Annotated in this window: 8 protein-coding genes; 3 read left to right on the forward strand and 5 right to left on the reverse strand. The window is 38.3% G+C overall.

Features of this window, described 5'->3' with window-relative positions; all coding sequences use genetic code 11:
• Nucleotides 1-4: 4 nt before the first annotated feature.
• From F0919_RS02320 to def, 5 genes are all read right to left on the reverse strand, one after another.
• Nucleotides 5-5,062 (reverse strand): translocation/assembly module TamB domain-containing protein, encoded by a 5,058-nt coding sequence (locus F0919_RS02320; protein WP_150031100.1) that lies wholly within the window; start codon nucleotides 5,060-5,062, stop codon nucleotides 5-7.
• A gap of 175 nt (nucleotides 5,063-5,237) precedes the next feature.
• Complete coding sequence (locus F0919_RS02325) at nucleotides 5,238-8,939, reverse strand: sensor histidine kinase (RefSeq protein WP_216629355.1); 3,702 nt, start codon at nucleotides 8,937-8,939, stop codon at nucleotides 5,238-5,240.
• A 108-nt stretch (nucleotides 8,940-9,047) separates the two neighbouring features.
• Nucleotides 9,048-9,815: a nucleoside triphosphate pyrophosphohydrolase gene (mazG, locus tag F0919_RS02330; RefSeq protein ID WP_150031102.1), complete on the reverse strand. Its 768-nt coding sequence runs from the start codon at nucleotides 9,813-9,815 to the stop codon at nucleotides 9,048-9,050.
• Between the two features lie 310 nt (nucleotides 9,816-10,125).
• Nucleotides 10,126-10,518: a hypothetical protein gene (locus tag F0919_RS02335; RefSeq protein WP_150031103.1), complete on the reverse strand. Its 393-nt coding sequence runs from the start codon at nucleotides 10,516-10,518 to the stop codon at nucleotides 10,126-10,128.
• 4 nt (nucleotides 10,519-10,522) lie between these two features.
• Complete coding sequence (def, locus tag F0919_RS02340) at nucleotides 10,523-11,101, reverse strand: peptide deformylase (RefSeq protein ID WP_150031104.1); 579 nt, start codon at nucleotides 11,099-11,101, stop codon at nucleotides 10,523-10,525.
• Nucleotides 11,102-11,512: 411 nt separating this feature from the next.
• Here def and F0919_RS02345 point away from each other — a divergent pair, with 411 nt between their 5' ends.
• The 3 genes from F0919_RS02345 to F0919_RS02355 all read left to right on the forward strand — a co-directional run bounded on the left by F0919_RS02345 (nucleotide 11,513) and on the right by F0919_RS02355 (nucleotide 14,641).
• Entirely contained in the window at nucleotides 11,513-12,793 is a 1,281-nt protein-coding gene (locus F0919_RS02345) for a TCR/Tet family MFS transporter (protein WP_150031105.1), read from the forward strand.
• A 79-nt stretch (nucleotides 12,794-12,872) separates the two neighbouring features.
• Entirely contained in the window at nucleotides 12,873-13,346 is a 474-nt protein-coding gene (locus F0919_RS02350; RefSeq protein WP_150031106.1) for a hypothetical protein, read from the forward strand.
• Nucleotides 13,347-13,441: 95 nt separating this feature from the next.
• On the forward strand, nucleotides 13,442-14,641 hold the full coding sequence (locus F0919_RS02355) for a GlmU family protein (RefSeq protein WP_150031107.1): 1,200 nt from the start codon (nucleotides 13,442-13,444) through the stop codon (nucleotides 14,639-14,641).
• The last annotated feature ends 219 nt before the right edge of the window (nucleotides 14,642-14,860 follow it).

The raw sequence follows: 14,860 nt of genomic DNA on the forward strand, positions 1-14,860 counted from the left end.
ATGATTAATCTGTCTTTTCGTTTTTAGGATTAGCTAAATTTTCTGTTTCTTCTTTTTTGGCTGCATCTTTATCCGGTTGTTCCTGACTTCTCTGGCGCTGTTTGGTTCTGTTTCTGAAAATGTATTTAAACTTATTATACTCCAACACAACTCTGAAACTTATACCTGTTTCGATAACATAACCATCTATGATATTTTGCAGCTGATTTATCCTGTAACCTCTGATCATATATTTACCATCTTTTGTAAGTTGGTAATCGGCAGAAAGGTTACCCGGTATAAGGCTGCTTTGCTGGCTTTGAGCCTGTGGCCCCTCCAACTGAAAATCATTACCTACAGTTACATTCAATCTGTCAGAAAATAATCTTTTAGATGCGGAAATACTTAAATCAGATCTTGTTTGCTGCGTGCCTGTGGAATAGTCTTCGGAAGACTGAAGATCTACATTCAACTCTACTCCTTTCACCAACTGTCCTGCAAGATTGTTTAACTGGTCACTCAAAAATCTGCTTGCGCTTTGACGGGCAGCATATTCCAATCCGCCGCCACCGCTCGACGCAAATGGATCATCGGCAACAAATCTTCCTAAAATCAATACTGCAAACACTTGTTTGTTTAATGTGGAAGGATCGTTTCTTATTTCTGTCAACTTACGTTGCACCTGATCTGTAACGCTCGAACTTGCAGTATTAGTTGTGGTTTCAGGAAGCACTATATCAAATGAGATATCGGGCTTCAATACTTTTCCTTTTAATTTCAATAAGACCTGAAAAGGCAACCTTTGCCTGTACAGATTCAGATCCTGCTGATCCACTTGTTTCTCAACTAATTCGTAAGGAGCAATCTTAGAATCATAAACCGCTGTAATATCCACTTCAGCATCCATCGGATCGCCGGATAACGCAATGGTGCTTCCCGACTGGATTCTGAATTTCTTTTTTATGAAATTATAATGTAACTCATAATAACCGTCTTCCAGCTGATAAGTACCTGTAAGCCCGACAGCGCCATCCGGCCCTATTTCTGTATTCAGGCTTGCTTCTCCTTTTACCTGAAGATTATCACCTGTTACCGGATCTATAACTACATTGAAAATGGCATTTTTTTCAATGCCTACATTCACATTCAACTGGCTACTTCTGCTTACGCGAATATTACGTCGTGATACAATCAGAGATGAATCGACAGTAAAAGTATCTCTGCTGTCAATAAACTTGACAATACCTTCAGAGGCCTGTACTCCCGGGCCTTCATCCAGCATTGCATAGGTAATATTGGTACTGTCATGAATTTGCAATTGCCCTTCTACGCTTGGTGCAGTTGCTAAACCTTTTACGGTCAAATCGGTACTGACAAGCAATTTCCCGTAAAACAGGTCATAATCTTTTTTTGTTGAATTAACGGCCAGCCATTTGTCCGCATTAACATTCAAGTTAAGGAAAAACCTTGACCAGCTTCTTGTCTTTGCAGTACCATCAATGACAAGTTTATGTTTCTTTGCATCATAAATAGTGAAATTATTAAAGGTTATTCCGGTTTTGTCAAAAAGGATTTTTTCCGACGGCATGGAATACGGCGTATTAAGCATGCTTACTGTCGTAGTAAGATTATCGGTTTGTAATTCACCCGCTATCTTCGGTCTGTTTGTTGTTCCGGAAATATCGAGCTGCCCTTTTATGGAGCCGCTGCTATTTTTTATCGAGCCGAATGTAAGCCCTTCGAGGCTCTTTAAGTACAATGCTTTTGCATCAAGCTTTATTTTGAATTCATTACTGTCCACCGGTTTTAGATAATAATCGCCGCTTACAGTCACATCATTCTGATTGCCTGTCAGTTTCAATAAGAAATTATAAAAATCGGGCCCGGAATTACTTGCGGTCAAATCAAGATTTCCAACAGGAATATTATAGGCTTTCAAATCATGAATGGCTGCTTTGGCATAGATGTCAGGGAAAGAATCTCTGTTAAATTCCATTTCAATATTTGCATCTAATTTACCATCAGCAAGAAGCGTATCCTTACTGATCATCCTTGTCAGATTAGACAGCGAAAAATTATGGATATTAAACTGGAAAGGCGATCCGAATTGAGGCTGCTGGCTATTGGCAGAAATGGATTCATCTCCTTTACTCATTAAAAAATCTCTTACATAAAACCCACCGGAACCGAATACCAGTCGATTGGCCGGATTTACATCCCATCTGTCATAGTTCAGAATAATTCCCTTAAACAAACGCACATAAGTAAAGCTGGAATCATTTTTCAAATCTTTATTCATAGCGGCTCCTATAGCAAACTGATTTTTACCGAGAGAATCGTTCAGAACAATACGTGCATATATACTATCGTTTCTAAGGCTACCTCCTATTCTCGGATACCATAACTGGTAATTTCCGGATGCAATACGTTTAGTAGAAATACTGTATTTCATAGTGTCGCCAACCTCGTAAACCTTAACCACACCGCTATCCAATCTATCGGTACCATTAATTAACCGCGGTATAAAAGCAAAAACACTGAATGTGTCAGGACGCACTACGGCAGCCAGCTTTATGGTATCGAATCTCTTTAATTGAGGAAGCCATGTTCTGAGAATCGGCTGATAAACAGCCTTGGCATTTATGCTGAAATCATAGTTCTCCGGGCTTTTGAATGTGCTGTCGGCAATTTTATAATGTGCATTTACATGCGCTAAAAACGCATTACCCGTTTGGGTTAGGGGCACACGCCCATTCATATTGAGATGCAGTACATTCGCGATATTCATATAAATATCCTGACTGTCAGCAACAGGCGTAGAACGTATGTAAATACTGTCCGGACTCAATTGATAACCCGCCATTTTCAGGATAGGATTATCGATGGTCAGTAAACCGGAAGGATAATCGGGGTTCAGGCTCTCAAAATCAGCATGCAGATTACCTTTGAAACGCATGGTATCGCTGTACAAATTCAACGCCTGCAAATCAAGGTTTTCAATATTCAAATCACCAAACAGCGAAGGATATTTGTTTCCCAGGTTTGCAAAAGCGTCAATGGTCAGATCCAGATTGGGATCTGTTGAATTACCTTTTACGGTCGCTACTTTATCCTGAACACCACCTGCCAGATGAATGTTGTTGTAATTATAACCCATCGACCACAACGACTGAACATTGACAGCAAATGTGTTATTCATTTTATTGATATCAAAGCTTGTTCCATCTGCTTTACCATCCAAGGTAACTTTACCCACAACCGAATCCTGACGGAGTATTTTACCTATGTTCAATTCTTTGGTGGAAAAAACAACATTGTACTTCTCTTTTCCTTCGCCCGGCGACATCATAACGGTTCCGGCAACAGTTGCATCGCCATCTGATGTCTGAATTTTCAAATCAGGATTGTAATCCAGCGTTGTCCCCGAAATATGGCCGTTCACCATAAACCATTCCGGTACATTCACAAGCATTTTTACACTATCTGTCAGGAAAGGTTCAATATCTTTATAGGTGCTTCTTAATCTAAGGATGTTAAGATTGTAATTCAGCTTGTTTTGATCAGGAAGACCATTCAATCTGCCATTCAGCAATATATCTGTTCCACGTAGACCTCTCGCAGCAAAGTTTTGAATCTGCAATGCATTCAGATAGCCATTCAGCTTTGCAGCTATATTGAATTGCTCTGTGCTGTAAGCGGCCAACATCTTCTTTTGTTCCGGTTGTAAAAACAACATCACATCTTTCATACTGACTTTGCTTTTCTCAACATCAATATTCAAATGCAATTTGTTCATATCCTTTTGAACAGCTGCGATAGAAGGATATTTTACATCCAGTAAATGTTGCAGTTCCGTTCCGGGTGTCAATAAATAAAGATTATTCAACAAAGCCCCCCGATTGCAATAAAGAAAATCGGTCCTGAATTCTATAATATTAAGCCCGCTCTTCTCATTAAGGGCGGCATGCCTCACTTTACCGCTAATCGTATCCGAACTATATAAAATCCCGTCGGCATTAAATGAAAATCCCTGAATGTTCAAATGGCTGTAATCCATACCGGAGGTTATTCGCGGTGCTGCATTATCATCGTAAATAAAACCGATTTTATTAAGCATCAATTTGCCGGCGTTCACTCTCCAGTGGTAGACAACAGATGTATCAACCAATTCTTCTTTAACTACAGTTTTGATGGTAGTTTTCGGCTTTCCAAAAGCAAGGGTTGATTGTACCTTTTCAATCTGAAGCGCATTTAAATCGGCAACCTGATCCAATAAACCAAACTGTTTGATGTCGGCATTCAAACTGCCCAGATTGATGCCGAAGAAAGTAGAATCCTGCTTACCTAAAAACGAAAACTGAATATTATCCAGATGAACTTTATCGGCTGTCAAACGAAAATCAGCCGGGGCGCTCGTATCTTTAGGAGGAGGAGGCAGATAAGAAGTATCGGTAGCAAAATAACTTTTCAACTGACTAACAGAAAATTCGTTCAGTTCAAACTTCATTTTATCAAGGTCCAGCTTTTTTATACGAAGCAAAAGGCTGCCAAGATTCATCGAAAAGTAAGTACCTCCTGTTTCGTCATTGTATATTAAACGAATTTTCTTCAGTGCAACTTTTCCGATATTAATATCCATCGGCTTGGATGCAGCGGTATCAGGCGCGCTTTGTGCCGTATCATTACCGGCAAAAGCTTTTATTATAAATTCGTAGTTGAAAACCGTATCCGGTTTACTCCTGTAAATATTTGCGTTGACGCCTTCCAGCAAAATATTATCAACCGATATCTTGCCTTTGACCAAAGCCCACATATCAAGATTAATGGCAAGCTTATCTACATTCAGCAAAGTATCTTTTTTCAAATCGCGTATAAAAACGCCACCTAAAGAAACCTTATCGGGAATAGAATAATCAAATGCGTCAATCCTTACTTCAGTGTGCAGCTTATTTTGCAAATAACTGACAGCCTGTTTCCGTACAAATGACTTTCCCCATGGCGTTTGAAGAAACACCACAATTAAAATCAGCAGCAACAAAATACTGCCTATAATGTACAAGAGAATTTTAAAAAATTTACGCATCCAATTTTTTCAGGAAATGTCTATGCTCAAAAATGGCAATAAAATTTGATCCCGGATAATTATTTTATTTTCAATTACATGAGCCTGTCCGGGGACATACTAATATAACTATTCTACAATTACAAAACAAAGATTAAATAAAAAGCCGGAACTTTTCCCGACTTCATAATTACATCTAATCCGGTTCACCTTTTGGTAACCTTACAAAAAATTGCGATCCTTCGTCTTCTTTTGTTATAAACCAGATTGCACCATCCGAATTTTCTATCAGGTTTTTAGTCATCGGAAGACCAAGACCTGTTCCCGATGATTTTGTAGTGAAATAAGGCTGAAACAATTTATCCTGTAATTCCTTAGGAATACCACCGCCATTATCTTCAATGATTATTACAATATTTCCGTCATTTTGTTCATATGAAACTTTTATATACCCTTGCTTATCTTCGTCTATTGATTGAATGGCATTCTGCAGCAAATTGGTGAATATTCTGATGAAGTAGCTTTTATCGATATACACCATCAATGATTTATCAGTAGAGGTCAGTTCCAGCCTGATATTATCGTTGTTTTTTTGAAACAAATCAACCAATGTTTGCAGTGCTTCATGCAGGCTGATGTTTTCAGCAAATGCATCCGGCATCTTCGCAAAATTTGAAAATTCCGAAGCGATAATATTAAGGTTTTCGATTTGTTCAATCAATACGCCTGCTACCTTAGCCGCCAGTTTATCTATATCAGGCCTGTTAGCCGATATGGCTTGCTGCAGGTATTGAATATTAAGCTTCATCGGAGTCAACGGATTCTTAATCTCATGCGCTACCTGCCGTGCAATATCGCGCCAGGCAGCTTCCCGTTCCGTTCTTGCCAGACGTGTAGCCATCGTTTCCACTTTCCGCATCATGGAATTATATTCATTTACCAGTAATGCAATTTCGTCTCTGTATGGCCATTGGATATATTCATTATGGCGTAACCTTATATTCCTGAATTGATCAATCAACAAACGGAAAGAACGGACAATACTGTTTGATATAAAAATGGCACATAATCCCGAAAGGAAAAATACCAGCGTGTACACATTGATTAAGGTTATAATAACGTTGGAAATTTCATTTTCAAAATCTTTGCCCGAAGCATAATAAGGAATATTAATGTACGCAACTACCTGATTATTTTTATCTCTGAGAGGAGCATAGATACTTTGATAATGCAATTTTCCAATATTTTCCGTCCGTAATAATTCATTTGAATTATGCTGTTCCATGCTCAATAAAACAGAACGATCCATATATCTTGACAATAACCCTTTCTTGTATAAATCAAGTTGGGAAGAAGCAATAAGCCGTCCGTTTATGTTGTAAATATTGACGTCGGCGCCCTGCTCTTGTGCCAATTGATTCATCGAATAACTGAAATCCGAATAAGTAGGAGCCAGCACCGGTTTCTTCATTTTTGACAGATTCACTGCATTATCTTCAATATAATGCCTGATGTAATAAGAATAGGAATTCAGCAATCCCTGAAGGTTTTTTTTCTGTGCATCATCATACCTGTTGCTAAGGAAAGACAAAGTAATAAAGCCTACAATAAACAAGGAAAGGAATACCGTAACAAGGATGGTGATATTTATTTTTGACCGGATTGTAAATGTGAAATTCCTGTAAATGGAGCGGATCCTGCCGGGATAAAATATAAAGTATCTGATAAGAAATACAGAACCGCTTACCAATAACAATAAGGCAAGCACATAACTAAAGAGCGAAACGATATTGGTAAAGATATTTCGCTGGTAAACTACTTTAATAATCTCTTTGCGTGCCGATGGGAAAAGTAATACGGAATTATATTGATTGCCTTCTATGAACCTTGCATTGTTACTATTTAAAGTATCAGAGAGATGATAGGGAAATACAACATCACCATACTGCGTCCATAAATTTTTGTCATGATAAATAGCGTACGAATAATGGTCATAATATTGTCTGTCGGTAGGATTGCTGTTTACGTCAAAGAATGAACGCAGGTCTCCCCGTTTATATCTTTTATCTGCAGAAATAACAAATCCGATATAACCTAATGTATCATCTGAATTATTAAACTTGTAAGGACTCAGATACCAATAGATAAAATCTCCGCCGGCAAGCGACTCAACATCCAGCAGGCCATCTTTGAATTTTGTTTGGGAAACGCTGTCCGAATACCTGTTTATTATTGCATCTATAGTATCCTTGCGTAATACAGGGTTTCTGTTTTTATCATAGAAGTAAATATCAATATTAAATTTCTTAAAAAAATCAGTGAGGTAAACGTAATTGATGTAATTGGAAACATTGTCTTTCTTGTCTTTATTTTGCATATCCGCAAAATAGGAACACACAAGACTGTCCTTTTGCAAATCATCCATTACACCTATAAACTTAAAGGCAGTATTACCGTCATCTTTTTGTTCCTGCTTGCGTGCAAATAATTTCCGGAGCTCCAGCTCCTTTGAGTAATTGAAATAGAATATTTCAATTGTCACCCATGAACATAAAATGGCAAACCATACATAAGTAGAGGTGGCTATGCTAAGGTCATAATAACTTTTGCGCTTTTTAAGTGGCAGCCCGAACCTGCTAAGCAATAGAAAAGCAAGCAAAGTCATTATTAAAACCGCTACATACAGGCTTTTAAATTCTTTACCGAATAAGCAATACATTACTATTAAAGCAATACCTGCCAGCAACAACATTTTCCAATACCATTGCTTAACAACACCCTGTAATAACTTATTGATAATAGCAAGCAGTACCAAAAAATTAATGGTAATAACGGCTATAGTGAAAATGCCGACAAATGTGTAGAAGTTCAGGTTAAAGAAATTGCCTGTTTCAAAAGATATTTTACTGTCGATAATAAGATTGGAAATATCGGAAATGGAATATTTATACAGAAAGACCAATATCAAAACTGCAAAACAAAGGCGCAATGTTTTTTCAATGGTTTTATTTAAGCCTGATATGTTTTCTTTTAACGGCACATAAGAAACTAAATAAATGAACAACCATGATTGCAGGAGCATGCTGATCAGGAAGTTACCAAGAGACTTAATGCCTTCAGACGGGTAATAGAGTTCAGGTGAAAATATGGTGGAATTCTGAAAGCCGCCCGGATATTCAATATACTTCAATAAGAATGAAACAGGCACCACTACTATTAATAAAGCACAAAAACCCAACATCGGGTTCTGCGTTTTTACACCTATGCCATAACACAATTCATGGAGCCAGAATACGACAAACAGGCATAACAGAATTGCAACAAACCATGTCCATCCATTTGCTACAAAAAACTCGTCTGTCGTCTGTTCAAAGTTGAGATAAAAAACCGGCTTATTATTTAAGTTAAAAACAGGTATGGCACCTGTTACAGGCGTATCTGATATCTCAGTTCCCCGAGGGATATTTTCATTTGCAACAAAACCCGATTTAAAATACTGGTTCTCTAACGGAAACTGAGATGCAATAGGTATAATACTTACCGCAAAATAATCTGCGCTATCGGGATGCCCGGTTTTTACCGGCCAGGACTGAATGTAATAAAAACCATTTTTCAACGCTGCAATTTTGCCCGCCCGAAATTGCCCGGGATTAAACCTCAGGTCGTCAGGCAGGTTTATGGTATTTGTATTCCATAAAACTGCAATGCTATCACTTATAATAAAGAAAGAATAATCACTTGGCAATATGGCATGCTGCCTGTCTTTCAGTATAACATCAAATAAACCGCTTTTGTAATTGTTATAAACCGCCCGTTCCTTAAATTGAAAATCATTTTGCACATCTTCAACCATGCTCTTCGGCGTAAAGTTCGATTTATCCAAATGGTAAACCTCCATACTAATTATTAGCATGGAAACTATAAGCACCAACCAACCGGGATATGGAAATTTTTTAAACCACCTGTTCAAGGAAAATAAAAATTAAAAAGTCAAAAGGGTCAAAGATTAACGGGCTATTGTTTTTGCTCTGTTCCATAAAGCATCCATCTCCATCAATGTCATTTCATGCAGCACTTTTCCTTCTGCTTCAGCTAACATTTCCATATATTCAAACCTTGCTTTAAATTTTTTGTTGGTGCGCTCCAAAGCATTTTCAGGGTCAACATTAATAAACCTTGCATAGTTAACCATAGAAAACAAAACATCACCAAACTCATCTTCAATATCAACCTGGCTTTTATGTTCAATTGCCTCTTTCAGTTCATGCAGTTCTTCTTCTATCTTTTCAAACACCTGTGTTTTGTCATCCCATTCAAAACCAACCTGTTTTGCCTTATCCTGAATCCTCAATGCCTTAACTATTGCGGGCAAAGATTTGGGAACGCCGCTCAGTACCGATTTGCGCCCTTCCTTTAATTTGAGCTTCTCCCAGTTCTGTTTTACCTGTTCTTCGTTGTCGACATCAATATGGGCATAAATGTGTGGATGCCGTGCCACCAGTTTGTTACAGACCGACTCAATAACATCGCCTATATCGAATTGTTTTTGTTCAGCGCCTATACAGCTGTAAAAAACAATATGCAGCAGTATATCACCCAATTCTTCCTTTATGCCTTGCCAATCTTCGTCGGTAATAGCATCTGCCAGTTCGTATAATTCCTCTATGGTTTGTATCCTTAAAGATTGTATTGTTTGCTTCTTGTCCCAGGGACATTTTTCCCTTAGCTCGGCTAATATATTCTGTAAACGTTCAAACGATTGTGCGTAGTTCATGTATGATATCTGATATTAAACAATGTCGTCATCTCAACCGGAATAAAAACATACAGCCGTAGCGGAATGCTTTTTATTAAGTGGAGAGACTCTATTGAAATGAGTGATTCCCTGTCCTGAAGATCGCTCCGCTACGCAATTTCATAAAACCGCTGCGGCCGAGATGAGGTTGCCACGAGGAATACAGAACTCAGGTCAATGTTTTTTTAATTAAAAATCTTATGGTACAAATCAACAAAAAAAAATTGGTTCCTGTATCTAATCTTCCTCAAGATACAAGAACCAATTTTATAAAGCAGTATTTCGAATGTTATTTCAATTTTCTGTAGAAGAAAAGAATAAGAAAGGAGAACAAAATATTTGCCGGTATCGGCATAATATAAACATCGCCAATAGCATGTTTCAAGGTAATGTCAGGACCAAAAAGGAAAAAAGCCATACCAAGAATGCTCAGTATCAAAAATCCGAGCGCTGCCCATTTTTTTCCGAAGCAAATGGGTATCCATAATAATGCATACACTAAAAATAATATCGGCCTTAACCAGTAAACAGGAAGATAACCGCCGTCGCCGGCATAATTCCAAAATTCTATACCGGCCATCACCAACAAAAACAAGCCGATTAACGGAAAGAAGACAGGCATTTGTTTAAAATACCTTTTGAGCAGATTTTGCTCCTGCGATAATTCCAATTCTTTTTCCATAAATCTATTTTGGCAATAACATTCTGTAATCCACCCTCACTTTACCTTTGGTAATATCTTCCAGTTTCTTTTTTAATAAACGTTTTTTCAACGGCGGCAGATAATCGATAAACAGTTTACCATCAATATGGTCGTATTCATGCTGAATAACACGTGCCGTAATGCCGTAATAGTCTTCTTCGTGCTCCACAAAATTTTCATCTACAAACTTCAGGCGAACATGCTCAGGGCGGTTTATATCTTCCCTGATTTTAGGAATGCTCAGGCAACCCTCATTATAAGCCCAAGGCTCGCCCGATGTTTCAACAATGCGGGCATTAATAAAGGTTTGTTTAATACCTTTTTCATCAGGAAATTCCTTGCGGTCTTCTTCGTCAAAACCTTCTACAATCTGTTCTGTATCAATCACAAAAATGCGCACAGCCCTATTTACTTGTGGCGCGGCAATACCCACGCCATTAGTGTAATACATCGTTTCCCACATATCGGCTATCAGTTTATCCAATTCCGGATAGTCCTTATCAACATCCACACATTCTTTGCGCAAAACGGGATGACCATAGGCTACAACAGGTAATATCATCTTAATTCTATCAGTTATTTGATTTTCAAAAGAGTGCAAAGATATAGTATTCGGGCGTCTTTAAAAGCAGGAAGGGATTGTAGGCATCTTTAAATGCAGATTCGACCTTAAAAATTCGCATTTATACTAAAAAAGGACTTTTAGTATTTCCGGCAAATTCTTTCCCTTAATTTTTAATTGTTTGATTAAATTAAAAGTTCTGCCGGAGCGGAAAAAGCCTTTTTAGTACGTTAACCTTTTGCTATTAATGAATGTTCTCTAAAAGAATTAGGATTTCACCACTTACAATTGTCGCATTTGGACCTCGTAATTTCAAAATTATTTTGAATCTTGCAGCTGCCTTGATTAAGAACGGTTTTTAATCTTGTCGGCAAACAAAGCTATTTTATTGCTTATTCAAAAACCAATATCATGCCAACTTCAAAAAAAGCTGCCATCAGCTTTATCTTTGTTACTCTACTGATTGACGTTATGGGATGGGGACTTATCATTCCTGTAATGGCCGATTTGATAGCACAGTTAAAACACATACCGGTAAATAAGGCCAGCACATATGGCGCTCTTTTGTTGTCTGTATTTGCTATCACACAATTTATTTTTTCGCCCGTAATCGGTAACCTGAGTGACCGCTTTGGCCGCCGTCCGGTATTATTATGTTCCTTGCTGGGTTTTGGCCTGGATTATATTATCCTTGCAATAGCACCTGCTTATGGATGGTTGTTTATCGGCCGTATTATTGCAGGTATTACCGGCGCAAGCTTTACTACGGCCACGGCATATATAGCAGATGTAAGTACGGACGAAACTTCCAAAGCAAAGAATTTCGGACTGATTGGTGCGGCATTTGGCCTGGGATTTGTACTTGGACCTGCGTTGGGGGCCTTATTGGCGACCTGGGGCATAAGGGCACCGTTTTACGCTGCGGCAGCGCTTTGCCTGCTCAATTGTATATATGGCTATTTCTTTCTGCCGGAATCCTTAAGTAAAGAAAATCGACGTGCATTTGACTGGAAGCGGGCTAATCCGTTCGGCTCTTTAAAATTCCTGACAAAGCATCCGGAACTCGGGGGACTGGCTATCAGTTTCTTTTTAATATACCTTGGTGCGCAAGCGGTACAAGGCAACTGGAATTTCTTTACTATTTACCGCTTTGGCTGGAATGAGAAAATGGTAGGTATTTCATTGGCTATAGTAGGTGTATTGGTAGGCGGCGTTCAGGCAGGCTTAACCAGAGTAGTCAATCCTAAAATCGGGAATGAAAAAAGTATTTATCTGGGTTTGTCATTATATACCATCGGTCTGGTGCTTTTTGCCTTTGCCTCACAGAGCTGGATGATGTTTGCTTTCCTGATACCTTATTGCCTTGGCGGTATTTGCGGACCTTCTTTGCAATCGGTTATTTCAGGACATGTTCCCCCAAATCAGCAAGGAGAATTGCAAGGTTCCCTTACAAGCCTGATGAGCCTGACAACCATCATAGGGCCGCTCATTATGAACAGCACTTTTACTTATTTTACTACTGATAAAGCGCCTTTTCATTTTCCGGGAATACATTTTCTGATTGGAGCAGCCTGCATGTTGCTCAGCATTCTGATTACTTATAAGGTGCTTAGCCGGGAAAAGAAGGAACGACCCGATTTGCTGAACGTTATCAAAGGTGCTGATGATAAAGGTGGCACACAAGCGCATTAATGCTTGTAAAACATTATTTCCATAAATGCTTGTCGAAAATTCCAGATTTTACATCCCACATACTATTAATAAACCTTCTATGAAACACGGTAGTTTAACATATAAATACATTAAACAACGCAATGGCAGAGGTAAATATGGGGGAGTTACTATTGAGATTATCCGTACAAATAGACAAGCATTTGTTACAGATGCATGTGAATGGGAAACCTTCAAGGGAGCCTATCCCGCATTTGTTGAGTCAGACATCTTAAAACTATGGAAGCAAAGTGCAATAAATACTGCGTCAGAAGCCATTAATAGTTTTTCTTTTCTGAACAATGTTGAAATAATACTCAGAGATATTATGGGACTTTATACAGACACATGCCCTTCCCATATAGGAGCAGCAATGATGATAGCTGTCTTTGATTATTGTGAATCACCGCTTGATCAAAAAAATCTTTTATTACTTGACGAATTTGTAGAAAGAAATGATAAGACTGACATAATTCCGGATTTCACACAATTACCTTTGGCTGGCTATAAGAATCATAGTATAAAAAACGGCTAATTTTTTATTACGTTTCAATTCCCAACCAATTTCCCGCATCCTGTTCTTTAATATTTAAAAAACACGAACTTCGCAGCTCAATTTTAACCTCGGATATGCATTATATTTTATTTGACGGAAGTGCAAGAAACCAGTTCCTGCCATTTACTCATACACGCCCTGTAGCAGACATCCGTTGCGGTATTATGACGATGAGGCAACGTTGGGAACATTTCACAGGTAACAAAACCAGCACTGCAACCATCGAATATTTACAAAAGGTATTTCCGCAAGGCAATGATAAAGAGCAGATTTACATAAACGCTGCAGTATTTGCCACACCGGAACTCTTTTTGGCTATCGGACAACTGAATGAAGGCGATGCGCTGATCAGTGAAAATATATTATTGGCCGTAAGAACAGAAAAAGCGCTTCAAAGCGAAACTGATTTTGAAGATTTCACCGCATATAATCTGATTACATACAATGGTTCCGTACAATTGCTGAAAAAAGTCTGGGATATTTTCGGGTTGAATGGGAAAGCTATTGAATCCGATTTTACATTACTTACCAAAGACAGGCAGTCGCAGCCATTACCTGCTTATGTAACAGCTATCAATCCATCCAATATTTTTGTTGAAGAAGGTGCAAAGATTTATCCCTGTATCATCAATGCAGAAGCAGGACCGGTATATATTGGCAAAGATGCCGAAATTATGGAAGGTTGTATTATAAGAGGTGCATTTGCCATGTGTGATCATTCGGTATTAAAAATGGCTTCCAAAGTTTACAGCAATACTACTTTAGGACCCGGCTGTAAAGTGGGAGGCGAGGTAAGCAATGTGGTATTTTTTGCCAACAGTAATAAAGGCCATGACGGTTTCCTGGGAAATGCAGTGATTGGTGAATGGTGCAATCTTGGCGCTGACAGTAATTGCTCGAATCTTAAAAACAATTACGATATTGTAAAAATATGGGATGAAAGCCAGATGAAATCGGTGAATACAGGTCTGCAGTTTTGCGGCTTAATGATGGGCGACCATTCCAAATGCGGTATCAATACCATGTTCAATACAGGAACAGTTGTAGGAGTCAGTTGTAATTTATATGGTGCGGGCTTTCCTAAAGTCTTTGTGCCGTCCTTCAGTTGGGGCGACCATGTAAAAATGGTAGTTTATAATATTAACAAGGCCATTGAAACAGCAAACAGAATGATGGAGCGAAGGGGATTGACATTATCAGAAGCGGAAAAAGAAGTATTGCAACATATCTTTGAACAAACCGAAAATGCAAGGACTTTGATGCATGTAGGATAATGGATGGTTTAATGGTAAATTGTTGAATGGTTTGTAAATAAGTCAATCTTAAAACATCAAACAATTAAGCAATAAAACAATTGAACGGTAAAATTTATGGTTTAATGGTTAAATGGTTAATTTCTTAAGGTTCTAACCTTATAATTTTCAAACAATTTAGCAATAAAACAATAATCAACGATAAGGACTAAATGGGTTAAATGGATTAATTGTTTAATT

This window comes from Taibaiella lutea, assembly GCF_008629695.1.
In the GTDB taxonomy this organism is placed as follows: Bacteria; Bacteroidota; Bacteroidia; order Chitinophagales; family Chitinophagaceae; genus Taibaiella; species Taibaiella lutea.

Coding starts and splice junctions, on each gene's coding strand:
- F0919_RS02320 (WP_150031100.1), bottom strand. CDS start 5,062: ATGCGTAAATTTTTTAAAATTCTCTTGTACATTATAGGCAGTATTTTG.
- F0919_RS02325 (WP_216629355.1), bottom strand. CDS start 8,939: ATGGAGGTTTACCATTTGGATAAATCGAACTTTACGCCGAAGAGCATG.
- mazG (WP_150031102.1), bottom strand. CDS start 9,815: ATGAACTACGCACAATCGTTTGAACGTTTACAGAATATATTAGCCGAG.
- F0919_RS02335 (WP_150031103.1), bottom strand. CDS start 10,518: ATGGAAAAAGAATTGGAATTATCGCAGGAGCAAAATCTGCTCAAAAGG.
- def (WP_150031104.1), bottom strand. CDS start 11,101: ATGATATTACCTGTTGTAGCCTATGGTCATCCCGTTTTGCGCAAAGAA.
- F0919_RS02345 (WP_150031105.1), top strand. CDS start 11,513: ATGCCAACTTCAAAAAAAGCTGCCATCAGCTTTATCTTTGTTACTCTA.
- F0919_RS02350 (WP_150031106.1), top strand. CDS start 12,873: ATGAAACACGGTAGTTTAACATATAAATACATTAAACAACGCAATGGC.
- F0919_RS02355 (WP_150031107.1), top strand. CDS start 13,442: ATGCATTATATTTTATTTGACGGAAGTGCAAGAAACCAGTTCCTGCCA.